Consider the following 23,852-nt stretch of genomic DNA (forward strand, 5'->3'; position numbering starts at 1 on the left):
TTTAATCAGATGAACTTACTGAAAAAAATTGACGCGACCACTAATGTGATCACTTGGTTTGAGATACCTGTTGATGATCTGCAACGGGCCAAACAATTCTATGAAACGATCCTTGATATAGAAATGATCATCAGAAATGACGGAGAAAATGAAGGTGCATTTTTTCCATTTAATCCAGCAGTAGTACAGGCAACATCGGGCAGGGTTACAGGGGTATTATCTAAAACCCCGCACAATTCACCTTCTGCCACAGGCACTACGGTGTACATCAATGGCAGTCCTGACATCCATACTGTTCTTGAAAAGGTGGAAAAAGCCGGTGGCAAGATCATTCTTCCTAGAACGCCTATTCCGGCAGGATTCATCGCACTGATAATAGACTCAGAAGGCAATAGGGTAGGTCTGCATGCGGAAGTATAATTGCCCCGAATTAACTCTCTGGCGAACGTCCTATTAAGCAACTTTAAAGCATATATATTTCAAAGAACTTAGTTGATTACAACAACTTACCAATTGATCATTCCCGAACGATTGTAGTATGATTATATTGAGATATTGTTGAAATTTCTTACTGCACTTATCTGAATCAGCTTTCACTAGTAATACCTGGGGTGTTTTTGGGGCTGATTCAGATAAGTACATCGATCATTAAAATGGTCTTATCCTTTTTATTTCCACATTGGCGAGATTATTTCCCAAATTCTTAATGATAACTAGAGCAGCCTGTATCACTTCCGTAGCAGCCAGGCTGCTCTAGTTTTCTAGTGTATAAATAACAGGATTGTTCTTGTTTATCAACGTATCTGACTGTACTTTTACACTGTTGTAAAATCATGTCCCTATGACACAACAGGAAATTCTTCGTAAAGTAGCATGGAAAGATTTAAAGCATCTTTCCACAAAGGAAATGTTGATAGAAAATAACATTTCTCTTCCCTGGCTGTTAGCATCCTGGTTTCTGGCATGGAAAGGTTATTACCTGGTAGCATTGCCTTTTTCCGCTTTTTATTTTCTTACTGCATTAAGACAGGTCCACAACGGCTTCCATAATTCTCTTGGCACCAATAAGTTTCTGACCTGGCTTTCTTTGTATCTGAACAGCCTTTCCATGATGACAGCCATTCATGCTGTTAAGTTCAATCACATCAGGCATCATAAGTATTGCTTATCAGATGATGATTATGAAGGCAAGGCTGCACGTATGACCTGGTATGGCGCTATCTTATATGGCCCTGTTCATATGTTCCTGATTCATAAGGTCACCATTAAACACGGTAACAAAAATTATGTACGGAACGTATGGCTGGAAATTATTTCCATCCTGGTGGTGGCGGCAGGTATTATCTACCTGAAAATTCCTTTCCTTATCTATCACATGATTGTGATGCTGGTCGGAGAACTATTAATGGCCTTCTTTGCCGTATGGACGGTTCACCACGACACACATGAACACCCGGAACTTGCGCGCACTCAGCGTAGTGGCTGGAAAAACTGGCTGACCTTTAGTATGTTCTACCACCTGGAACACCATCTGTTTCCGGCTGTTCCTACTATCAAGTTGCCAGAACTGGCTAAACGACTAGATGATACGCTTCCTGACATGGAGAAGAAGCAGACATTTTAGTCAGGATAGCAGATCGAACAACCTTACCCATCACTATTTTCGGTTTTTGACATACCGGTATTATCCTTATTATGAAAAGTTTGATATTCTTGTTATGTTATCTTCAGTCGGGCCTGGCGATCCCGCGAATAGATAGTACCGTACAGGAATTCATGCAACGATACCATATTCCTGGTATGGCCCTTGCCGTTACTTACCAAGGTAATATGGTTTATAGTAAAGGCTACGGAATGGCCGTAACGGAAACTAAGGTTGGTGTTACCCCTAATAGTCTTTTCCGCGTGGCGAGTGTATCCAAGTGTATTACCGGCGTAGCGATACTGAAGCTTGCTGAAGAGAAAAAACTTCAATTAAGCAACAAGGTATTTGGAGACAATAGTATCCTGGGCACCAGGTATCTCGGTAGCCGGTATGATCCTGCAATCCTGGATATCACTGTAGATCAGCTATTGCATCATACTGCAGGCGGATGGCCCAACAGTGCCAATAACGATCCTGCGTATGGCTTCCGAGAACTTCCCATCGACTCACTGATACCGCGTGTTTTGGCTAGCACCACACTTAAATACAAACCCGGCCAGTTGTATATGTACTCCAACTTCGGCTATTGCCTGCTTGGCCAGGTTGTTGTGGCAGCAAGCGGAATGACCTATGAAGGCTATATACAAGAACATTTGTTGCAGCCTGCGGGAATAACGAATATGCATATAGGACATAATAGCAAGGCTACACGGTATCCACAGGAAGTAGTGTACTACGATCTTAACCCTGGCTTACCCTATGATGCATGCAATATATCCCGTTTGGATGCAGCTGGCGGCTGGATTGCCTCTGCAAGAGGCCTCGCAAAGTTCCTAAGTGTTGTGGATGGCATAGATACGGTACCGGATATACTTAGTACAGCATCCATTACTACCATGGTAACGGGCTCCGAAGCAAACCCCGCATATGGCTGCGGATGGTTAACTGATGGCGCTAATAACTGGGGCCATGCCGGTTCCCTCCCTGGTACAGCCAGTGAAGTATATCGCTCCAATAATGGCTTCAATGTGGTGCTTTTATGCAATAGCCGTAATAAGGATGCATTCTTTAATGACTTGCATGGGATTATTTTGTCCATTCTCAACAATAAACAATTACAATCCCTTACCACATTCAAGATCCAACATTAATGGTTAAACGATCTTTCACTGTCTGACTAAGGAATAAGAATTTATGGTTTTACAATATTTCCAAGCCATTGGTTATCATTCCGAAGGAGCACAGAACTCTTTGCCTTTCAGATTGTTACTAAAGTATAGAACTTCGTAATACTTTTCCATGAAAAAGCTCATAATATTACTACTCATATACTTCCCATTGCAGCTTCAGGCGCAGGATTCTGAATTCAACCCACCACGTTGGAAAAACCTAAGCAGGGGATATGTATACCTCATGCTTCACCAGGCTAAATTTGGTGGCGGTATCACCTACGATTATGGCTTCAATAAATACCTGGCGGCAGGTTTGGGCGTAGAGCTTACCTCCTTTGAGGACCACCTGATGGTCCCGACCTTCATAGATTTGAAGTTGAGGTATCCTACCGGTAAATTTGAACCTTATGTCAACGGGCAATTTGGATACAATAACTATCGCGTTACCTACCAGTACCACTATACTGATAATAGCGGAAATCCAGCAACGACCAATTACCAAAAAACTGGTAAAATATTCTATGGCGTTGGCGCCGGTGTCTCGTATTTATTCAAGCATATAGGCGTATTTGCCTCTTATACATTCCGTGGCTATACATATAAGTATGCAAGCTTTACAGCCAATAATAATGTCATTTCTTTCCCGGATGATAAACCAAATGCAAACGTTGTATCGTTGGGTATCGTATTCTGATCAGTGCTGCACCCGGAATGAATAGTCTTTTGTATTTATCAATGGTTTCAATAATGGGCAGTTAGCAAAATTTGTCTGCACCAATGCTTTGATAAGACTTACATCTTCTTCGCATAGTTCCTCTACGAAGCCGGTAAATCCTGCGTCTATAGCGACATTTATTAATTTCCCCAATTCAAAAGGCGGCACCTTTTCAATGCGAAACTCTTTAATAGCGTGTCCTGTATGTACAAACAATGATGGCTTAAGATGATGTATCAATAACAACATGTTTTCCCGAATCTTTAGTCTGGCGGCATGGTTATCCCATCCATATACAGCTCTGGTAAAACTGTAATAGCCTTCCTCATCTTCTGTGATGTTATTAATTGAATAGTTATTTAATGGCAGGCATTTCGTATATCCAAATTCAAAAAAGATTGTCTCCAATGGCTCCTCATAGTGATGTTTTACCATTTGGAACAAACTGGTATCATTATAGATAAACAATCTGTTGAAAGCAATCAGTTGTTGAAAGAAGTTCTGGTCCCACTGGGATATAGGAACATCCACTATTTGACGTTGATCATTATAGGAATCACAAAAGTTGGTCACTTCTTCGGCTGGTACGATGAGACAAGCACTCTTGATTGCAAATACATCAGTTGCTGACGGCTCATCTGTATATATTAGCCGGATGTCGTTATACTTGGCGTCAGCGAGCGATATGCCTGATAATTCCCGAACTTTCTTTTCAAATGTGGCCTGATCAGGGAATTTGTAACCCAATTGCTTCAATTTATTACTGATCTTTTGTGTTACCCGGTTACTTATAACCTGATTTTGCGGGGTCTGCTGATGTACTGTGTTAGACATAACGGGCATTAAAGAAATCAACTTAAGAAATAACGACAGTAGTGGAATAAAGGCTTGGTTAAACATAATGGTTATTATTATTGGTGAGAAATATGTCCGGTCCATTTAGTATGCCCTAATGCAGACTTACTCCATAATGAGGTATCTACGGTCCTTTGTTCCAGGATAACACGAACAGAGCGTCCATTTTCTTCCTGTGCAACAACATCCAGGTCGGGGATGTTCGCATAAAGTTCACGAACCAGGGCATTTTGAGAAAAAGTATATCCCTTAGAGTGGGTTGTGAGACATCCTATACTACCGATCGGCCAACCTCCATGAATGGCAATACCACTGCGTTCTCCGTTGGGGCCTGATATATAAGCACCACCAACCTGTTTGGTATCCGACAAATACATTTTGTATTTCTGCGAGCGCAGGCCAGGATTCATGTAATATTCTCCTGGCGGACATTCGTTCATAAATCCATAGCGTCCAGTGTCATGTTTACCATATGTTTCTCCATGACCATCCCTGGTGAGATAAGTGATATAGTCTGGATCTGGTAGTTTACCTGCTGCTTTCAGTTGCCTATACTGTGCCAGGGAAAGCCTTCGGTACACACTGGTTGCATATACAGGCCATACTATATCTGTAGCATTGTTGCCGCTGCCTTTTTTGTAATGTTCACTTCCTGTGGCTAATGATGTACCAGATATAACCACTATCGTATCTTTATTTTGTTCCTGCCATTGCCGGGCTTTATAGCGTTTGCAATTGCTCACCTGTAAAGCTTTACATGCTTCTTTGAAGAAGCGCTTTCTTTCAGTGATATTATCCAATGCCGCGTTAATAAGTCTGCTCACACTTTCTACCGCATAGTCATCTGCATATTCTGCGCGGTATGCCAGGGAATGGGAGCGCCAGTAAATCATGGCCGCCGCCATTGCATGTCTGGGATTAGAGGAGAGAAGGTCAGGCGAAGATTCCCAATCAACACTGTCACCACCAATCCATTTATTGTAAAGACTAGTTGTCAGTTTATAATTACCACGACCTGTCAGCTGAATAAAGCCACGACCTCTGTAATTCCATCCATCCTTGCTTTCATAGGTACCGTTGCCGTTGATGGCAGCATATGCCCAATTAGCAATGGCCTGCTGATGTTCGTTAGATACAGGTGTGTCATCATTTTCTGCGCGGCCCCATGCTTTGGCGTTATGGTTCCCTTCAAATGTTTTAAACCTTTTGAATTTCTTTACCAGTACTGTGGTAGCATAGTTAAAACCTTCTTCCAATTGCTGGAACCTGGTTTCAGTGGCAATCTGTGCAAGGAAATGCGCTTTGCGGGTGCAAGTATCCAGTGAAAAGGCATGCCTGTGCTGATTCAGCACTTCCAGTCCCTCACGGATCTTTTGATCATCTTTCAGGAACATCTTCCCATCCTTATTCACTGCCATATTACGGATATGCGTCATCGTTATAGGCTCCTCACAGGCAGCGCATAGCACCTGCTCTTTGCCTGCTTCTAACGCTCTTATTACTACAGGACTACTTTGTTGCTTTTTAGGCGCTGCTATTACGGGAAAGGCGTTTAATGTTTTCCACCAGGCATACCAATTGAGTGATTTTACGGATAAATAAAAGCGTTGCACTCGTTCCTCATACTCATCTTCCCATTCAGGACGGATGGCAAAATCAAATTCAATATATCCGTTGTCGTTAAAAATATATTCCCCCTGATAGATTGTCTTGTCCAGCCTTTTAAGATCTTCTCCGTTTGCTTTCTCCAATCTATTTATTTTAATGGCGATCTTTTCCCGGCACATGTTCACCGCGACCAATTTGCAGGTGATAATATCTCCATAGTGGGCCGTTATTACTTCATGGCCGTCTTTACGGAAGCTCACTTCTCTTATTTTCGGATGTTCCTTAAACAATAAGGGCCGTCTGGGTTGCAAGACATTTGCTCCTTTAATAACAATACCCTCGCTATGAATACGAGCATATAACAGATCACCATCCTTCAGTAAGTCGCTCTGTAATTTATCTGTACGAAACGGTACAATTACACGCCCATCCGTGGTTTGGAAAGTGGTAGCAGACATGATGGTTGAAAAGTGCTGCAGATGCCTATCTGTAACTACAATTTCTACCTGCAGCGTAATATGCTCATTCCCGGAAAACACCAGGTGCAGATAGGATATTTCATGCCATCCGGTTACCTTTTTAAGGTTTCCTCTATCATCTCTCCATGAGGCATACATTAATGCCAATGGTAAGGCGACGGATACAGTCTCATCATTATTTCGTGTAGTTGTTTCCGTTATTATACCAGTGCCGGCATTTGTAACGTCGGTTTGTTCTTTGTTATCCGTAGCATCACTTTGAGGGGTTTCCGTTGGCAATGGCGTTGATGATGATGGTAGTTGCCCATGTTGTATAATTTTAATTGTACCGCCTTTAACGCAACGGGCTTCGCTTTTCTCCGTGAGTGGATAGATTCCTCCTGGTAATATTATTTGTTTATAAGGCTGCTGCCATTGCAGCTGGGCTGTGCATGGCACCGGATTTTTAGGGTCAGGTATTTTACATAAGGAGAAATTCAATGCGAGTACATCACTATCGGCTGTGGTAGCCACTTTGTTACCATTTTCGGTATGGATAAAATATTTACTATTGCTGTTTGCTTTTAATGCAATTGGTGATGGACTCAACGCTTTGTCACAGGTACAAAATGCGCCGGCACACACCAGATGGGCTGATGGCTGGTTGGTGTTTTTCATGGTTGGTTGTTGATATGGTAAAGTTCTTAGTGCATATTTATCTTCTCATCTCCTTGCATATGCAGGGCTTTCGCGGATTTAATCAGGAAATCCCCTTTGGTAGAATGCAGCTCTGCATTTTCTGAAACAGCTTTCAACTCGTTAGCAAATAACATGAGTTGCTTATCAGTAATGACACTTGCTTTCCTTGCAGACAACACAGATTCATCGGTTGCATATTGGTAAATACTGTTGGCTGCCGACATAGAGATGTCGCCTGATGCGGCCATAGTCAACGCTGCATCTGTTTTCACGAGAATGTTTTTACTATGCAATGTTAGCAGCTCTGGCGACTGCAACAGCATATTGCCATTGGCGGTGTCCATTACTATCTGGTTGCCACTCTTATCGGCAATGCTAACTTTTTCTGCGCCGGCGGTATCATCCATGGTGATGGTATGACCACTACGACTCCTTATTACTTTCAGGTTATTTTGTATCGCTGCAGGCGCTGGCCGCTGTTGATTATTATAGAACGTTCCTGCCACAAAAGGCTTGTCTGGATGCTGTTGCTCATAGCTTATCCATACTTCTTCATTTATTTCAGGAAGGAAATACCATCCTTTTCCATTTCCTGCTATTGGTTGCAGAACTCTTATCCATGGGGAACTTCCGGTTGTCTGCCACTGATACCTGACTTTCACTCTTCCTAAATTTTCAGGATCTTCATTTTCAGTTACTACGGCACTTTGCCCATAGCAAGGATATACATCAACGTTATATCCTGGTGCCGCAACCGCTGTGGATAAGGCTTTAAAGGCATTGTAATAACTATTATCTCCTGACACAAAATGTTGCACACTGACAACTCTGAAATCGCCATAAGCCTGGTCCTTTGTCGCAGTCGATAAGCGAATAATATCACCAGGGCGTATACCCGCATGGATACTATTTCCTGTGAGCTGCAAAGCTTCAGTAAAAAGTTTTCGCTCCTGATCGTTCGATACGTGGTTTAATATTTCCTCGGATTCTTCAGAGCTGCCTACAGGTAGGGTTTGGGAAGCATCGCTCAATTTAGTTACCTCATCAAATAAATAATGCAGGTATATGTCTTTGGGCAGTTCCTTCACCGTTTTATACTGTTGATTAGCCTGCATGTAGTCGTAGGAATGCAGGCGTGGTGCGGGGCCTGGTATAGCAACCTTTAGTTCAAAATGCAACAGGTTCACGCCGGCCTGTAAGGAAATATACGCCGGCTGGTAGTTACCAAAATGAAAACTCGTACCATCATAAAAGCACCATTCTTTATGTCTTGCAGCCATTCGTTGCAGCAGTTCAAGGTTTGTTTCATTATGCTGTAGCAGATAAGGAATCTCAGTATTTACCTGCGGATTGATATTCGTTTTTTTCAATGAAGCTGAAAAATTTTTCGCCAAATCAGCGGGAGTTATATTTTCAATTATCGCTGTTGCAGGAGTATTATGCAAGTTTATATCCGGGCTATACCCACTAATAATACAACTCCCATGGCCAGTATCCGTAGCCTTAGTTTGGACATTCATCACCAATCCGCGGAAAGTATTTTTTTCCTGATTCCCTGTTTGTATGTTTATTTCCAGCTGTTTCCCCAACAGCTTTTTCACAACTTTTTCAGGTGTTTGCTGTAACTGAAGCCAGTTGCCTGGAAGCTTCACTTCAAAGCGATGTGGCTGGTGGAGGTATTGTTCCAGTTGTAGCGATAATACATTCGTATACTTTTCACCGTCTATAATGACGGAGATCATTACTATTGCAGACATAAGCAAAAAGTTTATCAGGCTGGCCATTGATGTTCGTAGGTGCTGTTATTGACTTGTATTTTCCTGGCAGATAATATGAGTTTTATCTGCATGGGTTGTTCGTTGGCAGCATTGAAGTTTTCCGTATAGCCAATACAGTAAGTATCTGAAAATTTCAGTTCTTTCAGCCGTGATAAAGCATCCCGCCGATAAAAAACAATGCTGCCACTATGTGTGACGGTATCGCTAATCATCCAATCCAGCAAAGTGGTGTCAGACGAAGACTCCAGGAGCAGTTCGATATGATTGGCCAGGGCTTTTGCATTAGGCCTGCCACAGCTGTCTGTATTTTGAAGAAAGGAGTACCGGCATTCAAGAACATTAAAATCCAGGCCGTCAATTGTACAACGAGCTTTAAATGACATGGGAGTATGGTTTAACAAACAATCTTGGGTTAACGGATATCCATCAATAGGATATCAAACTAAAATTACATTTTTATCATTATTCAAACATCAACCTATAAAAAATTACTATTAAAGGAAAATCGTTTTAATAAAAATAAAAATCTCAGTAAATGCTATATTGGCAAAGCTTCTATCTAACTAAAAAAAAATGAAAAATAATTTCTCACAACAACCCGTTGTTAAAATTATATCATCTTCTCACAAAAAAATACAGACAAAATCAGATCAAATCGAATGCCTGAGCGAATTTCGTGAGATCATACAGAGAATCGGCATTAATTTTTGATTTGATATTTCTACGGTGGGTGACAACAGTTTTTTCTGAAATATGCAGTTCCCTAGCCATTTCCCCGGCACTATGACCTAACGCGGTCAATCGCAAAATCTCTTTTTCTCTTTTGGTAAGTTCTGCATAAATATGCTGGTGCTGGCGCAGGAAAGTATTTTCTTTCAGCAGTCTTTTCAGCTTGCTCGTAACATGATGGAGCGGATCAATAGGAATAGCGCAGGTGATCAGGTGTGTAGGCTGACCGGCTTCATCCCGGTAAAACACGCGCGTAGTGCTGAGATGCCACTCATAATCCTCGCGGCCCGCCAGTCTTACCTGCTGAAAAAAGGAAACGATCCTATCTTCTTCTGCAGGCGATTCTACCAATTCCTTAATCCTTGGTATAAAATCTTCTACGTCCTGTGGATTGAATACCCGCTGATAATACTCCTGGCCCAAAGCGATGATTTCTTCCAGCGTATAGCCGAGGGCGTGACAGCCCCGTTGCGACATATGCACAACTCCTCCTTCCGGAAATTTGTGGATTAATAAAACAGCCGGCAATTCATCTTCAATAGATTGCAATGCTTTTATCTTTTCCTCCAGCGATACTCCTGACATGTTTGACTCGTATTCTACGTTCATATACAATTAAGACAAAGCGGGAAAAAAACAATAGTGAAGCCCATCTACTACACGCTCACGATTCCAGACTTGATGGCAAGAGGTTTTTACAGGTGGTTGATTTTCTTTTGGTCTAATTCTGCAAATGTAAACAGAAATTTATAAAAACAGTTTGGGTCCCATCCATAACGGCGAGACCCAAATTTTGGGGGTAATTGACCGATTTTACGATCATTAAAAAACTAATAAGGAAATGACTCTTTATATGAGTTGAATATTTTTTTAAGTGCTCAACGCAAAAGTAGATGAATAGCAGTGAGTATAAAATACCTAGATGTTGGTATTTTTAGAATGCTCCAAAAACCCATTAAACCCTATACTTTTCAAGTAGTTATAATTAATAGCTCCGAAGTATCTGAAACAATTTATATCTTGACTCCTGCTAAAATTCCGCTATGAAACGAATACTGTTCCCGTTTTTATTACTCGGCTGCCTCAAAATGCAAGGGCAGCAACTCATCACAACTTCCCCTGAAGCAGCGCATATGTCGGCCGAACGCTTGTCCAGGATCGATACACTTATCAACAGTTATGTGAAGAAAAATTTTGTCAATGGTGCCACTGCAATGGTTATCCGTGACGGCAAAATCGTGTACAACAAGGCTTTCGGCTATAGTGATACCGACAAAAAGATTCCTGAAAAAACGGATAATATATTCAGGATAGCTTCCCAAACCAAAGCCATCACCAGTGTTGCAGCCATGATGCTATACGAAGAAGGCAAATTTCAATTAGATGATCCGGTGTCTAAATACATTCCTGAATTCGCTAATCCTCAGGTAATCAAAACGTTCAATAGCAAGGATACCACCTGGACAACGGTGCCGGCTACACGAGAAATTACCGTTCGCGATCTTTTCACCCATACTTCTGGTATCGGTTATGCACAGATTGGCGGCCCTATGGAAACCGCTATCTACGCGAAAGCCGGCCTTATCGCAGGCGTTGGTCTGAAAAATATGGTAGTAGGAGAAAAAATGAGAATACTTGGCAAACTCCCGCTGCTGCATAATCCTGGTGAAAAATGGACCTATGGCCTTGGCGTAGATGTATTGGGCTACCTAGTGGAAGTCTTATCTGGAAAGTCATTAAACCAGTTTTTTCAGGAGCGCCTTTTTCAACCATTGGGTATGAATGACACTTATTTCTATCTTCCTGCAGATAAAAAATCACGCCTGGTACCACTTTACACGGAAGATCCTACAACACATACCGTGCATAATATTGGTAAATCCGTTAGCCTGAAGGGAGTAGACCTATGGGCAGACTATCCCAAATTTGATGGCACGTACTTTTCAGGTGGTGGCGGATTATCGTCTACCACAAAGGATTATGCCATCTTTTTGCAGATGTTGATAAATGGAGGAGTGTATAATGGTGTAAGAATATTGAGCAGGAATACTGTTCGGATCATGACAATGAACCAAACCGGTGATCTTCCCGTTGCCTGGGATCCGTATAATTGCTTTGGTCTTGGGTTTAAAGTGACTACAGAAAAAGGAAGTGCAGTGTCGCTACAGCCTGCCGGCGTATTCCAATGGGGTGGCATGTTTTGCACTACCTATTGGGCCGATCCTAAAGAGAAAATCGTTGGATTAATATATACGAATGTATGGCCAACCTCTCACGGAGATATGAACGAGATATTTAAAAACCTGGTATACCAAGCTATCAATGATTAAGCACTGATAGCAACACGATTGTCTATTGCAGCCAGTATTTCCGCTGGCTGTAATTGTTTCTCCAGGTAAAGATCTGCAAATGCATACCTGATCTCCAGAGAAGGAGTGATTATAAATGCTGCCGGTACCGGTACATCTTCGTTTACTCCTGCTACAAAGCCCCAGATAGGATCAGACTTTTTGTAAATACCCGAAGCACGCGCAATATTTTTATCTGTATCAAAAGCTACATCAAAAGGCACCTGTCCATTTACATTTTCAAAGGGCTGCCTTCCTTCGCTGGAAACCACCAGTAATTTAGCGCCCGCCGCCTCTATAGCTGGCTGTAATGCTTTTAATTGCTCTACTAACGCATCCGCATATCCGTTCCAGTGAATTGAATAATATACCACCACCAGTGGCTGCGAAGTTAAAGTGTGAATACTTGCCCCCTGTGTCAATAACCCAGCATCCTGGATCACATCGGATCTGTCTACGAAAAACTCAGGAAAACGCTGCCCCGCTTGAAAAGGCGCTATCTTCTCTCTGTGATACCCGGTTTTTGGAAAGCTCTCCGGAACAGGCTGCTGTAGGTAGTCGGCGTAACGATATAATGTAGACATCCTGATATATTTTAAGTGGTTGGATTGATTGATTGCAACAGGTTTTCTTACCAATTGTGAAACAAATATAGATCAATTATTTTAATTTCCTACTAATTCTATAGACTAATAGAGTAATTATTTTATAACATATTGAGTTTCTAAGGGATCATCTCTAAAAAATCTTTTGCATTTCGTCAACACCTGGTTGCAACTTGTCAAATGGCAACTCCCCCAGGGGCCAGACCATGGTATGTTTGTGAAAACAAAAGCAATGCAACCCTTATCATCCCGACAAGTTTACCTCGATTGGCTCCGCATCTTCGCCATCATTGGCGTACTGCTATTCCATGCCGCCCGCCCTTTCAATGTGGATAACCCCTGGCATATTAATAACGCGACCTCCAGTCCTTTATTAACTGAGTTCAGCTTCTGGCTAAGCCGTTTCCGTATGCATTTATTATTTTTTATCAGTGGCACCGTTACCTGGTTTATGCTCCAAAACCGCAGTGCAGGCCAGTTTACACTGCTGCGTCTTCGCCGCCTCTTTATACCGCTGCTGGTGGGCATGTTACTAATAGTACCACCACAAGTGTATTTGGAAAGGCTCAACCAGGGCTTTAAAGGTAATTATCTGGATTTTTACCCTTCCATCTTCCAGCTCAAAGTTTATCCACAGGGCAATACCAGCTGGCACCATCTCTGGTTCATCTGCTACCTGGTAGTATATGATATTATCCTGGCGCCTTTATTTTCTTACATTATTTCTCCTAAGGCAGCGGGGTTCCGCAATAAGCTGGCCTGGCTGGCACAGGGAAAAAGGATCTATCTCATTATGGTTCCTTCCACTATCTGGTTTGCGGCTACTATCCTGGGGCATCCCGATACCAATGACCTGGTGCATGATTACTGCTTCTTCCCTTATTGGATGACTTTCTTACTCGGTGGTTTCCTCTGTATGCTGCAACCCGCACTGATGGACAGTCTTCAGAGAAACCGCCGCCTTTCCCTGCTGGCAGCCTTTTCCCTGCTGGTACTTATCAATTACTTCCGCTGGAATAATATAGAGCCAGACTATGTACATCCTAATTGGACAACTTACCTCTATCTGGCTCGCCAGCCACTGCATTCCTGGTGCTGGGTATTGGCGCTGGTAGGCTATGGCAAACAGTATCTCAATAAAAAATTACCTATTCAGGATTATCTCAACCAGGCCATCTATCCCTTTTATATATTGCACCAGACAGTTATCGTCATCATCGCCTTCTATGCGGTAAAAACCACAGACACCATCGGCATGAAGTACATCTTCATCGTAATTTGCAGTCTGGGCGCCAGTATGATATTTTATCACCTGCTCATACGGCCATATCCTGTTATGCGTTTTTTATTTGGTATGAAGCCTCAAACGAAAAAAGTAGCTAAAGAGACGCTGCTACCAGAAATAGCAGCCGTAGCCTGATCAGAAAAAGTATTTTTTTAGTTATCTTAATAAGAATGAAAAAAATCTGGCAAACATATCTTTTCCCGGCCGTCTATGGATTGGTTGTTTACGCAGCGCTCCGGCTGGTCAATGATATCATTTCCGATACGAGATTCTGGCTTCGCCCATGGATGACCACCGCCATAGAACTCGGAGTAACCGTTATCACAGGTTATGTTTGCATCGGTACCATGCGATTGATAGCCAGGAAACAGGCCCAAAAAATTATACCACTACCAGTTTGGAAAGAATATGGATTTGTGGCCCTGGTGATCACACTCATTAGCTATTGCCTGATCATCCCTATGGTGGCCCTTACCGACAATGGCTTACAATGGTACGACACCGTGAATGTCACTTTAATACCACTCTTATTTGCGATGCTGTATTACGCGATAATCCGCGCTACAGCATCGCTGCATAAAAACTATGAACAGCAGCTGTTGCTGGAAAAAATCAGTAACGACAAACTCAATACAGAGCTTCGTTTTCTGAAGGCGCAGTTCCATCCGCATTTTTTATTCAACGCCCTGAATACAATCTATTTCCAGATGGATGAAAGCGTGCAGGCCGCCAAGCTCTCTGTGGAAAAGCTTTCCGAGCTGTTACGCTACCAGCTATACGATCAACGTCAAACCGTGACTATAGGGCAGGAGCTGCAATACCTGCACTCCTTTATAGAACTGCAGCAACAAAGAATGAATGAACACCTGCGGTTACAGGTGGATTTTGACCCGGGGTTGCAGCATCAGTCCGTATATCCGTTGCTGTTACTCCCTTTAGTAGAAAATGCTTTTAAATATGCTGGTGGCGCTTACTGGATCAATATTTCCGCCAAACTGGAAGACAAGCAGCTGTTGTTTCATGTCAGCAACGCGGTACCTGCCAATAGACAAGTTTTCAAAAACGGCGGCATAGGCCAGGAAAACCTGCAACGCAGGCTGGTGTTGCTTTATCCTAACCAACACGAATTTAATGCCGGCTATAACGGCGACCATTATACGGCCACACTAAAAATAATATTATGAAAATAAAATGTGTGATTACAGATGATGAACCAGTGGCTCGTAAAGGCATTGCCAGCTATGTGGAAAAAGTAGATTTCCTGGAGCTCGTAGGTGTTTGCGAAGATGCAGTTAGTTTGAATAACCTGCTACGTCAGCAGCCCGTAGATTTAATTTTTTTAGATATTGAGATGCCTTACGTGACCGGGCTACAGTTGTTACAAAGTCTGGACCACCCGCCGAAAGTTATTTTTATCACAGCCTATGAGCAATACGCCATCAAAGGATACGAGCTACAGGTGCTGGATTATCTGTTGAAACCAGTGTCATTCGAGCGTTTTTTAAAGGCGGCAAACAGAGCTTTTGAAAGTTTTAGTCAAACAATACCGGCCGATCCGGCGTATATATTCGTAAAGACCAACGAAAAGCTGGTTAAAATTTTTTGCGAGGATATCGTTTACCTGGAAGCCATGGAAAACTATGTGAATATATACACTGCCGATCAGCGATATATTACCCATGCTACCCTGAAATCCGTGATTGACAGTATTAACAGCAAAGATTTTGTGCAGACGCATAAGTCATATGTGGTAAATAGTAAGAAGATTACCGGTATCGATGGAAATATTGTAGAGATGGGAAAGGCCACTGTACCGTTTTCCAGGGGAATGAAAGAAATAGCGATGGAAAAAATCCTGCAAAACAGGTTATTGAAAAAGTAAAATTGCGCTTATGCTGATTAAGTCCAGGTTGTCATTAATGCAGATATTTTCCTTCACCTGGAAGGTGGATTTGTTACTGTTACTTTGCTGTACCATTGTATACTACCTGGATATCCTCTGGCTAAAATCTCATATAGCCATTCCCGTGTCTATTTCGGCGGTATTGGGTACTGCGATTGCCTTTTTCGTAGGTTTCAATAATAACCAGGCCTACGACCGCTGGTGGGAGGCCCGCATCATCTGGGGAGGGCTGGTAAACGACTCCCGGTCATGGGCCCGATGCCTGCTTCAGTTTTATTCCTCTGATAATGCTGAGCATCGCCAGACCACCGCCAGAAATATGGTATACCGGCACCTGGCTTTCTTATATGCCCTGAAATCCGCGCTACGCAATCGTCCTGATAATTATTACCACCAATACCTCAGCCCCGAAGATATTGAGCTAGTCCGGAAAGAAACCAATATCCCCAATGCCATCCTCAACTTACAAGCCCGCGACTTACAAAAACTCAAGCAAACCGGCACCATAGACGGATTCCAGTTTCTGGAAATCAACGAACTCCTGATTAAACATACCGATAGTATGGGAAAATCCGAGCGTATAAAAAGCACGGTTTTCCCTCCCAATTATGTCTTTTTTACCAAGATGTTCATCTGGTTTTATGTAATAATGAATACGATGATGATGGCGGAAACCATCGGCGCATGGTCGATTTTATTTGGATGGGCCTTTGGCTTTGTGTTTCACAGCACCCACCTGAATGGTATTGCCCTAATGAACCCCTTTGAATTTAGTCCCCTGGCCATGCCGCTGGACAGTATTACCCGTAACATAGAAATCAATCTGTTACAAGCCCTGGGAGAACCAGAGATACCCGCTCCCGTGGAAGCCCGTGCAAATGGCCTTTACATCATGTAAAGGAATATCTTTTTTGCTTATTTTTACCCCATGACGTACGACCAATTATGTATTCTGTTTGCCCAGTCAGTAACCCTCAAGATACTACGGGCACGCAGTGCTCCCTTGATGTTGTCATTTTTTCATTCGGTATTTAAAGAGAAAAACCAGACAATCATCACCAATGCTGAACTGGTTACACGCTTGTCAGATTACCTCAGCCTCACCGGTTACCGCGCTACAGATGATGAAATAGACGCTAACAGCCTGCTGGAAGACGACGATATTAAAGCCAGAAAATATATTGACCAATGGAGTAACCAGGGATTTCTCAGGAAATACCCTGACGACGATGGCGTGGACATCCATGAACTTAGCAGCGATACAGAAAAAGTATTGAACTTCGTTTCCACCCTCCAAAAAAGAGAATTTGTTGGCACAGAAAGCCGATTTAAAGATATTTTTTCCAAACTAAAAGAACTGGTAGATCAAAGCAATAAAGATCCGCAACAGCGTATCCAGGAACTTGAAAGGAAAAAATTTGAGATAGAACAAGAAATACAAGCCATCAGCATTACCGGTAAAGTGCAGGTATTCGACGATACCCAAATCAAAGAAAGGGTATACGACGTAAACCGCATGGCCAGAGAATTGCTGGGCGACTTCAAAGAAGTAGAAGGCAATTTTGAGCAGATTACCCAGGAAATTTATCGCAAACAAAGTGAACGCGATGTAGCCAAAGGCACGCTGCTGGCCTATACCCTGGACTCCTTCGAGGCGCTTCGCCAGAAAGATCAGGGAAAAAGCTTCTACTCATTCTGGCAGTTCCTTATGGACGAAAATAAACAGAATGAAATGCGTGAGCTCATAGAAAAGCTCTACGAACTGATGGATGACCGCGATATTGAATTCAAAAATGATCGCTTCCTCAAAAAGCTGAAACAGTTCCTACACGCCTCGGGCAAAAAAGTAATTGATGCCAATAAAAAACTGAGCGATAAACTCAGTCGCGTACTCAATGAAAAAAATATGACCGAACGCCGCAAAACCATAGAGCTGATCAACGACATCCGATTGCTCGCCTTCCAGGCTTTAGGCAACCACCCCAATGAAGAATGCTTCATCGAAATTGAAGAAGATCCGGAAATTGACCTGCCAGACAGATGGGAAATGGCAGACGAAAAAACAATTCCTCCTACCTTCCAGTTGCCTGAAGGCGTAGGTGGCGACGACTATTCCATGGAGGATATGCAAGCGTTATTCAATCATTTCCATATAGACCGTACACAACTCGAAGACCGTATTCAACAACAACTTGAAAATAAAAAACAGGTAAGTCTGAAAGAACTGGTAGACATCTATGGTACTGAAAAAGGGCTCACAGAGCTGATCACCTATTTCGCCATCGCCAGCCAGTCATCTTCCCATATCATACTAGAAACACCGGACCCTGTTAAACTTGGTAACCGTATCATTAACCTGCCAATGGTATTGTTTACCAACAGCAAAAACTAACCTTTATGTCTGAACGAAATATAGCGCCCTTTGCACATGTGTTCCTGAAGCTAATGCAGGGAACCGTTTACGAAGAAGAGCGCAGTTACTGGAAAGATCTGCTTTCCTGGCAAACCGAACTACACAAATACCTGCAACAGGTAGGCCTGCAGCTGGTTATCAACGAAGCAGATGGCTTCGCACGCATCGTACAGCCCGAGAGTGAAGATGGTGAAAAATCATTGCCAAGACTTATGCGTAAGGCAAAACTGACCTACGAGGCCACCTTGCTTTGCATCGTATTAAGGGAAGCCCTGGAAGAATTTGACCTGAAAGGCAATGGCACCAAGCTTTTCCTCACACAGAAAGAAATCAAGGAACGCCTCGCGCTGTTCTTCAAAGAGCGCCATAACCGCTCTAAAATGCTGAAAGATCTTAACAAACCTATCAATAGTCTGTTATCCATAGGTATCCTTCGTATTTCAAGGGAAGATGTTGCCAATAAAGAATTGCAGCAGTATGAAGTAAAACGTGTAATCAAAGCAATCGTGAATAACGAAAAGCTGGAAGAAATTAAAACTAAACTAAACTTGCATGTCAACCCTATTCAATAGTGAAGCGCAGGAAAGTGGATTCCGTTTACAATATTTCGAAGTATATAACTGGGGTACCTTTCATAATAAAATATATCGTGTAAACACGAATGGTAACACCTCGCTGTTAACAGGCGCCAATGGTAGCGGTAAAACCACGCTCATCGATGCCCTGCTGACATTACTGGTACCATCGGGCAAACGCTTTTATAACCAATCCTCCGGAACGGAACAACGCCGCGATCGTGGCGAAGAATCCTACTTCTGGGGATATTACGGTAAAACATTCTCCGAAGAATCTTTACAATCCAAAACAGAGCAGCTGCGCCATAAAGACCAGAACCCGTACTCCGTACTGCTGGCATATTTCTACAACGCTGCTACCATGCATACCATTACCCTCGCACAAGTAAGATGGTATGCCGGAGAGTTGAAACGCCAATACATTGTATCTCCTCATAAACTCAATATCAACGACCATTTCGGCAACGGAAAATTTGATGCAAAAGGCGATTGGAAAAAACGCCTGCGCATGGAATTCCCTAAAACAGAAGTGACAGACAGCTTCAAGGAATATGCTTCGATGTTCAGTAACATCTTCGGATTGAGAAGTGAAAAAGCACTGGCTTTGTTTAACCAAACTGTTGGTATTAAGGTATTGGGAGATCTGAACACTTTTATACGCCAGCATATGCTGGAAGAAACAGATAGTGAAGCGGAATTCCTCAAGCTACGTGAAAACTACGACAGTCTGCTTTCCAGCCATCGTGCTATACAAAAAGATGAAATGCAGTTGCAGATGCTAGAGCCTATCGTTCAGCAACGTGAAGAATGGGAAAAGCTTCAAAACAAAGGCAGAGAGCTGCTTTCCTTGCAAGACACGCTTCCAGGCTATTTTAACAAACAGGAAAGGGAACTGCTCCAACAGGAAATACATCAACTGCAGCAGGAGCTGGAAGTTACCGCCAGCACCTTATCCGGCGTCAATACAAAACTGGAAAAGCTACATCTCCGCAAAGACGAACTGATTGCCCAAAAGGCCAACAGCAGCGTCGATGAACAGCTGCGCTCCATCGAAAAAACCATCCACTATGAGCAGAAGTCGCTGGAAGCTAAGCGCAGCAAAATGGATGATTATAATAAACTGGCGGAAAGACTGAACCTGACAGCATCTCCTGATGAGCAACAGTTTCACGAAAATCTCAAAGGCGCTGAAAAACAACTGAAAGGCATTGGCAAACAACTGGAAAATCTGCAAGAAGATATATTTCTACATAAAAGCAATCTGACAGCAGAAAAGAACCACGCAGCCACCCTCAATGAAGAAATAGAATCTTTACTCAACAGGAAAAATAATATTCCCTATGAGCTGATTCGTATTCGTCAGCAGCTGGCAGATATGCTGGATGTTCCAGAAGAAGAGCTGCCTTTTGCCGGAGAACTCCTTCGCGTTAAAGAAGACGAAACCCACTGGGAATTCGCCATCGAAAAGGTATTACACAACTTTGCACTACGTTTGCTGGTACCGGAAGGATACATCACGCGTATCAACCGTCATATCAACGAAAACAACCTGCAAACACGCCTGATCTACCACAAAGTAGAAGACGAATCCTATACCATGCTACGCATGCCCAAAGAAGAAGATAGTCTGCTACAGAAGATAGAAATCAAACCAGGTACAGAATTTAAAGACTGGCTGCAAAATCAGCTGCTAGACCAGTTTGATTTCGTTTGTACAGACGATATGAATCTCTTCAACCGTGCACGCAAGGCCGTTACCAGCAATGGACTAACGCGACAGGCTACACGACATGAAAAAGATGACCGTCCAGGCAAATCACAGCGTAATAACTTCGTATTAGGTTGGAATAACAAGGCTAAACTTCGCCTCCTGAAAGAGGACATGGATGAATGCGATGCCGCTATTAATGAGCTGCAATCAAGCCTCAACGAGCTCGAAACCACTCGCAAAGAGTTGGGCGCCATGCAAACTGTATTGAGCGCATTCCTCACCCAGCGCAATTATGACGACATCAGCTGGCAACAACATGCAGCCGTAATTGAAACGCATACACGCGAAAAAGAAACCCTGCTGCAAGCCAGCGATAAGTATAAAGTGATCTGTGAGCAGCTGGATGAAGCCACTGCGGCCATCAGAGAACAGGAAGATGCCAAAGCGGATACCCTACAGCAAAAAGGTCACCTGGATAATAAACTGACAGAAAAGCAAAACTATTATACGCAGCTGAAGGTCACCAATACAGACGAAACCGCCCTGCAAAAAGCTATCGACTTCCTCACGGAACTGGCTATCACAACGCCGGCAACATCTGCTGCTCAGTTATATAACTATCGTAAACGTGCAGAAGAAAATCTGAACGTTTCATTGAAAGAAGCACAGCGCAACAGCTCAGAGAAACAGACAGAAATTACCAGACTCCTGGCTGCCTTCGTGAATCCACCTAAAACTATTCACGATACCTTCCCTGACTGGCTCGGCGATGTTACAGACTTGCGCGCACATGTGGAATATCTTCATGAGTTCATTTCTCTATACGAGCAAATCAAATACCAGCGCCTGATTGAACATAAAGAGCGTTTCCGTAAATACATGGATACCAGTATGCTCAATGCAATCACCAACTACCGTGCATGGATATACGGACAAGAAGATGCCATCCGTGAGGTAATGGAAGACCTGAATGAACCACTGCGTAATATCACATTCAACAAGAACCCGGATACTTACCTGCAACTGGAATGCAGACATGTACGTGATGTGGAAATCAGGAATTTTAAAGAGAAACTCAGCAATGCAGTTCCTGATACCCTAAAGTACCAAACAGAAAAAGATGCAGCCTATGGTGAGCAACTCTTCCAGAACATACAAACCCTGATCACTGAACTGCAACAAAATGAGGCCTGGAGACGTAAAGTGACGGACGTCCGCAACTGGCTCGACTTCGGTGCCAAAGAATACTACATCGCCGATAACAAGGCATTTAAGTATTATGAAGATACTGCGAGCTTGTCTGGTGGAGAGAAAGCCCAGTTTACCTATACTATTCTGGGCGCCGCTATTGCTTACCAATTCGGTATCAATGAGGCCAACAGACAACATAGGAGCCTGCGTTTCATCACGGTGGATGAGGCTTTCAGTAAGCTGGACCCTGAGAAGAGTCACTATCTGATGGAGTATTGCGGACAGCTCAATCTGCAATTACTGGTAGTAACGCCGCTGGATAAATTGAATATTGCTGAACCATATATTCATGCCTGTCACTTTGTGGCTAACAAAAACAAGCGTGATTCAGTGGTATATAACTTCACAATGGAGGAGTACCGCGAACGTAAAAAAGAATTCGAATCTATGGCTATGGCCTGATTGAATGATATCACTAAATAGAAAACGCCGATATCTTATAGTGTATCGGCGTTTTCTATTGCTGGTACTATGAATGGATAACATTCATGTCCATCCTCTAAAATTTTTGTACGACCCCACTCTGCCAGCAGCATAATAAAGGGTATCAGTTCTCTGCCAGTAGCTGTCAGCGAGTATTCTACTTTGGGTGGTACTTCCAGGTATACCTGTCTGGATATCAGCCCATCTTCTTCCAATTCTCTTAATACCTGCGTCAGCATTTTAGGAGTGATACCAGTGAGGCGGCGGCCAAGTTCTCCGTAGCGTTTGGTGCCACCCGCAAGATGGTATAACAGCCTGCCTTTATGCTTTCCTCCGATGCGCTGAAAGGCATAGTCTACCGCGCAAACAGGGGATGGGTTAATATTTTTTTCAGATTTTTTCATTTTTTTGGCATTGATTATCAACAATACTACCTAGCTGGAAAGTAGGTTTCTAAATGGTACATACTTGACTCATGTGTATATACCCCTCAATTTTGCTTCATAAAATTACTATTTATGAAGACAATTCAGATAAATCAGTTTGGAATAGATCAACTTAAGCTCAATGAAGTTCCTATGCCGGTTCCTGGCGATTATGATGTATTGATCAAAGTGGAAGCTGCATCTCTCAACTTCCTGGAACTAGCCTTGGTGAAAGGCGAATATAAAAAAGATCTGGCATTCCCTTTTACACCCGGTTCAGAAGGCGCTGGCGTGGTAGTATCTACTGGTAGCAAGGTTACTGCCTGGAAGGCTGGCGACAGAGTTATTACTCATTTTAATCAATTGTGGCAAAATGGCCCGATAACGCCGCAGGCGAATAAAACCCGCACGGGAGTGAATGCGCTGGGTGTATTATCCGAATATTACGTTATTCCTGAATATGCGTTGGTACCAACTCCTGCTCATTTGAGCAGTGTGGAAGCCGCTACTTTCCCTGTTGCCGGCTTAACAGCCTGGTCTGGATTAATGCAATATGCTGGCATTAAACCTGGTGATACAGTGCTTACGCAGGGAACAGGCGGTGTATCCTTGTTTGCCTTACAAATTGCCCGGATGGCGGGCGCTAAAGTCATCGCTACCACCGGCGATGAAAGCAAAGTGGAAAAACTGAAGGCACTGGGAGCAACAGAAGTTATTAACTACAAACAGCATCCGGAATGGCATGAAGAGGTAAAACGACTGACACAAGGCAAAGGTGTGCAGGCAACAATAGATGTTGTGGGCAGCAGCACTATCAACAATTCTATTAAGGCGCTGGCCTATAATGGATTTGTGGGCCTGGTTGGGTTTATATCTGGCTTTGCATTGCCTTTGGATTTTCTGACGCTAATGCAGAACTATCCAAGGATACAAGCTTTCTCTGTTGGGAATAAGGAAAGCTTCCTGCAAATGACGCGTGCTTTTGAGGCTAATAATGTGAAACCTATTGTGGGTAGTGTTTATGACTTAGAAAATGTGCAGGAAGCATTTTATCAATTGGAAAGTGCGAAGAGCTTTGGGAAGGTTGTTGTGAAATTGGCGTAAGATTACTGCCTTATATTTTTCAGGAAAGGGTTTCATCCGCTGAGGGCGGGTGAAACCCTTTCCATTTCCCCCATGCTGAAGGTATCGTGTAAATGGAAAGGAAACGGCACGATATCTTTTACCACAATATTGCTAGCTGATAAGGAGGTT

The 23,852-nt window shown here is 43.0% G+C and carries 20 protein-coding genes; 13 read left to right on the plus strand and 7 right to left on the minus strand.

Annotation, left to right across the window (positions count from 1 at the left end):
* Window positions 1–9 precede the first annotated feature (9 nt).
* From ACE38W_RS09720 to ACE38W_RS09735, 4 genes are all read left to right on the plus strand, one after another.
* Entirely contained in the window at window positions 10–420 is a 411-nt protein-coding gene (locus ACE38W_RS09720) for a VOC family protein (protein ID WP_375830437.1), read from the plus strand.
* A 421-nt stretch (window positions 421–841) separates the two neighbouring features.
* Window positions 842–1,624: a fatty acid desaturase family protein gene (locus tag ACE38W_RS09725; protein ID WP_375830438.1), complete on the plus strand. Its 783-nt coding sequence runs from the start codon at window positions 842–844 to the stop codon at window positions 1,622–1,624.
* A 71-nt stretch (window positions 1,625–1,695) separates the two neighbouring features.
* A complete protein-coding gene (locus ACE38W_RS09730; protein WP_375830439.1) occupies window positions 1,696–2,796 on the plus strand; it encodes a serine hydrolase domain-containing protein in 1,101 nt (366 codons plus the stop codon).
* 148 nt (window positions 2,797–2,944) lie between these two features.
* Window positions 2,945–3,511 carry an outer membrane protein gene (locus ACE38W_RS09735; RefSeq protein ID WP_375830441.1) on the plus strand — a complete coding sequence of 189 codons (567 nt, stop codon included), beginning with the start codon at window positions 2,945–2,947 and terminating at the stop codon, window positions 3,509–3,511.
* Here the strand turns inward: ACE38W_RS09735 and ACE38W_RS09740 are convergent, their stop codons facing one another.
* From ACE38W_RS09740 to ACE38W_RS09760, 5 genes are all read right to left on the minus strand, one after another.
* Window positions 3,512–4,366 (minus strand): hypothetical protein, encoded by an 855-nt coding sequence (locus ACE38W_RS09740; protein ID WP_375830443.1) that lies wholly within the window; start codon window positions 4,364–4,366, stop codon window positions 3,512–3,514.
* A 77-nt stretch (window positions 4,367–4,443) separates the two neighbouring features.
* Window positions 4,444–7,131: a PAAR-like protein gene (locus ACE38W_RS09745; protein ID WP_375830444.1), complete on the minus strand. Its 2,688-nt coding sequence runs from the start codon at window positions 7,129–7,131 to the stop codon at window positions 4,444–4,446.
* Between the two features lie 26 nt (window positions 7,132–7,157).
* The gene (locus ACE38W_RS09750) at window positions 7,158–8,909 is read right to left on the minus strand and encodes a type VI secretion system Vgr family protein (protein ID WP_375830446.1); all 1,752 of its coding nucleotides are present in this window, start codon (window positions 8,907–8,909) and stop codon (window positions 7,158–7,160) included.
* 14 nt (window positions 8,910–8,923) lie between these two features.
* Window positions 8,924–9,313: a type VI secretion system tube protein TssD gene (gene tssD / locus ACE38W_RS09755; RefSeq protein ID WP_375830448.1), complete on the minus strand. Its 390-nt coding sequence runs from the start codon at window positions 9,311–9,313 to the stop codon at window positions 8,924–8,926.
* A gap of 262 nt (window positions 9,314–9,575) precedes the next feature.
* A complete protein-coding gene (locus tag ACE38W_RS09760; protein ID WP_375830449.1) occupies window positions 9,576–10,244 on the minus strand; it encodes a LuxR C-terminal-related transcriptional regulator in 669 nt (222 codons plus the stop codon).
* Between the two features lie 458 nt (window positions 10,245–10,702).
* Here ACE38W_RS09760 and ACE38W_RS09765 point away from each other — a divergent pair, with 458 nt between their 5' ends.
* Entirely contained in the window at window positions 10,703–11,989 is a 1,287-nt protein-coding gene (locus ACE38W_RS09765; RefSeq protein WP_375830451.1) for a serine hydrolase domain-containing protein, read from the plus strand.
* Here the strand turns inward: ACE38W_RS09765 and ACE38W_RS09770 are convergent.
* Window positions 11,986–12,591 carry a redoxin domain-containing protein gene (locus ACE38W_RS09770; protein WP_375830453.1) on the minus strand — a complete coding sequence of 202 codons (606 nt, stop codon included), beginning with the start codon at window positions 12,589–12,591 and terminating at the stop codon, window positions 11,986–11,988. The two genes, ACE38W_RS09765 and ACE38W_RS09770, sit on opposite strands and share 4 nt — an antisense overlap.
* Window positions 12,592–12,844: 253 nt before the next feature.
* On the opposite strand from ACE38W_RS09770, the gene ACE38W_RS09775 reads away from it, so the two are divergent.
* From ACE38W_RS09775 to ACE38W_RS09805, 7 genes are read left to right on the plus strand one after another with little or no spacing between them, the layout of a single operon-like run.
* Window positions 12,845–14,032, plus strand: coding sequence for an acyltransferase family protein (locus ACE38W_RS09775; protein WP_375830454.1), 1,188 nt, complete (start codon window positions 12,845–12,847; stop codon window positions 14,030–14,032).
* Window positions 14,033–14,067: 35 nt separating this feature from the next.
* Window positions 14,068–15,081 (plus strand): sensor histidine kinase, encoded by a 1,014-nt coding sequence (locus ACE38W_RS09780; protein ID WP_375830455.1) that lies wholly within the window; start codon window positions 14,068–14,070, stop codon window positions 15,079–15,081.
* Entirely contained in the window at window positions 15,078–15,779 is a 702-nt protein-coding gene (locus ACE38W_RS09785; protein WP_375830456.1) for a LytR/AlgR family response regulator transcription factor, read from the plus strand. The genes ACE38W_RS09780 and ACE38W_RS09785 overlap by 4 nt, the downstream gene beginning before the upstream one ends.
* A gap of 10 nt (window positions 15,780–15,789) precedes the next feature.
* Entirely contained in the window at window positions 15,790–16,698 is a 909-nt protein-coding gene (locus tag ACE38W_RS09790) for a bestrophin family protein (RefSeq protein ID WP_375830457.1), read from the plus strand.
* Window positions 16,699–16,728: 30 nt separating this feature from the next.
* Entirely contained in the window at window positions 16,729–18,192 is a 1,464-nt protein-coding gene (locus ACE38W_RS09795; RefSeq protein WP_375830459.1) for a DUF3375 domain-containing protein, read from the plus strand.
* 5 nt (window positions 18,193–18,197) lie between these two features.
* Window positions 18,198–18,785: a DUF4194 domain-containing protein gene (locus ACE38W_RS09800; protein WP_375830462.1), complete on the plus strand. Its 588-nt coding sequence runs from the start codon at window positions 18,198–18,200 to the stop codon at window positions 18,783–18,785.
* Window positions 18,766–22,152, plus strand: coding sequence for an ATP-binding protein (locus ACE38W_RS09805; RefSeq protein WP_375830464.1), 3,387 nt, complete (start codon window positions 18,766–18,768; stop codon window positions 22,150–22,152). The genes ACE38W_RS09800 and ACE38W_RS09805 overlap by 20 nt, the downstream gene beginning before the upstream one ends.
* Window positions 22,153–22,187: 35 nt before the next feature.
* Here ACE38W_RS09805 and ACE38W_RS09810 read toward each other — a convergent pair whose 3' ends face one another.
* Window positions 22,188–22,577 carry a winged helix-turn-helix transcriptional regulator gene (locus ACE38W_RS09810; protein WP_375830465.1) on the minus strand — a complete coding sequence of 130 codons (390 nt, stop codon included), beginning with the start codon at window positions 22,575–22,577 and terminating at the stop codon, window positions 22,188–22,190.
* A gap of 114 nt (window positions 22,578–22,691) precedes the next feature.
* Here ACE38W_RS09810 and ACE38W_RS09815 point away from each other — a divergent pair, with 114 nt between their 5' ends.
* Window positions 22,692–23,702, plus strand: coding sequence for an NAD(P)-dependent alcohol dehydrogenase (locus tag ACE38W_RS09815; protein WP_375830466.1), 1,011 nt, complete (start codon window positions 22,692–22,694; stop codon window positions 23,700–23,702).
* Window positions 23,703–23,852: the final 150 nt, after the last annotated feature.

The organism is Chitinophaga sp. Hz27 (assembly GCF_042263525.1).
Lineage (GTDB): Bacteria > Bacteroidota > Bacteroidia > Chitinophagales > Chitinophagaceae > Chitinophaga.

What these genes read in the sequence shown, in the direction of transcription:
- ACE38W_RS09720 (WP_375830437.1), top strand. Translation starts at nt 10, where the DNA reads ATGAACTTACTGAAAAAAATTGACGCGACCACTAATGTGATCACTTGG.
- ACE38W_RS09725 (WP_375830438.1), top strand. Translation starts at nt 842, where the DNA reads ATGACACAACAGGAAATTCTTCGTAAAGTAGCATGGAAAGATTTAAAG.
- ACE38W_RS09730 (WP_375830439.1), top strand. Translation starts at nt 1,696, where the DNA reads ATGAAAAGTTTGATATTCTTGTTATGTTATCTTCAGTCGGGCCTGGCG.
- ACE38W_RS09735 (WP_375830441.1), top strand. Translation starts at nt 2,945, where the DNA reads ATGAAAAAGCTCATAATATTACTACTCATATACTTCCCATTGCAGCTT.
- ACE38W_RS09740 (WP_375830443.1), bottom strand. Translation starts at nt 4,366, where the DNA reads ATGTCTAACACAGTACATCAGCAGACCCCGCAAAATCAGGTTATAAGT.
- ACE38W_RS09745 (WP_375830444.1), bottom strand. Translation starts at nt 7,131, where the DNA reads ATGAAAAACACCAACCAGCCATCAGCCCATCTGGTGTGTGCCGGCGCA.
- ACE38W_RS09750 (WP_375830446.1), bottom strand. Translation starts at nt 8,909, where the DNA reads ATGTCTGCAATAGTAATGATCTCCGTCATTATAGACGGTGAAAAGTAT.
- tssD (WP_375830448.1), bottom strand. Translation starts at nt 9,313, where the DNA reads ATGTCATTTAAAGCTCGTTGTACAATTGACGGCCTGGATTTTAATGTT.
- ACE38W_RS09760 (WP_375830449.1), bottom strand. Translation starts at nt 10,244, where the DNA reads ATGTCAGGAGTATCGCTGGAGGAAAAGATAAAAGCATTGCAATCTATT.
- ACE38W_RS09765 (WP_375830451.1), top strand. Translation starts at nt 10,703, where the DNA reads ATGAAACGAATACTGTTCCCGTTTTTATTACTCGGCTGCCTCAAAATG.
- ACE38W_RS09770 (WP_375830453.1), bottom strand. Translation starts at nt 12,591, where the DNA reads ATGTCTACATTATATCGTTACGCCGACTACCTACAGCAGCCTGTTCCG.
- ACE38W_RS09775 (WP_375830454.1), top strand. Translation starts at nt 12,845, where the DNA reads ATGCAACCCTTATCATCCCGACAAGTTTACCTCGATTGGCTCCGCATC.
- ACE38W_RS09780 (WP_375830455.1), top strand. Translation starts at nt 14,068, where the DNA reads ATGAAAAAAATCTGGCAAACATATCTTTTCCCGGCCGTCTATGGATTG.
- ACE38W_RS09785 (WP_375830456.1), top strand. Translation starts at nt 15,078, where the DNA reads ATGAAAATAAAATGTGTGATTACAGATGATGAACCAGTGGCTCGTAAA.
- ACE38W_RS09790 (WP_375830457.1), top strand. Translation starts at nt 15,790, where the DNA reads ATGCTGATTAAGTCCAGGTTGTCATTAATGCAGATATTTTCCTTCACC.
- ACE38W_RS09795 (WP_375830459.1), top strand. Translation starts at nt 16,729, where the DNA reads ATGACGTACGACCAATTATGTATTCTGTTTGCCCAGTCAGTAACCCTC.
- ACE38W_RS09800 (WP_375830462.1), top strand. Translation starts at nt 18,198, where the DNA reads ATGTCTGAACGAAATATAGCGCCCTTTGCACATGTGTTCCTGAAGCTA.
- ACE38W_RS09805 (WP_375830464.1), top strand. Translation starts at nt 18,766, where the DNA reads ATGTCAACCCTATTCAATAGTGAAGCGCAGGAAAGTGGATTCCGTTTA.
- ACE38W_RS09810 (WP_375830465.1), bottom strand. Translation starts at nt 22,577, where the DNA reads ATGAAAAAATCTGAAAAAAATATTAACCCATCCCCTGTTTGCGCGGTA.
- ACE38W_RS09815 (WP_375830466.1), top strand. Translation starts at nt 22,692, where the DNA reads ATGAAGACAATTCAGATAAATCAGTTTGGAATAGATCAACTTAAGCTC.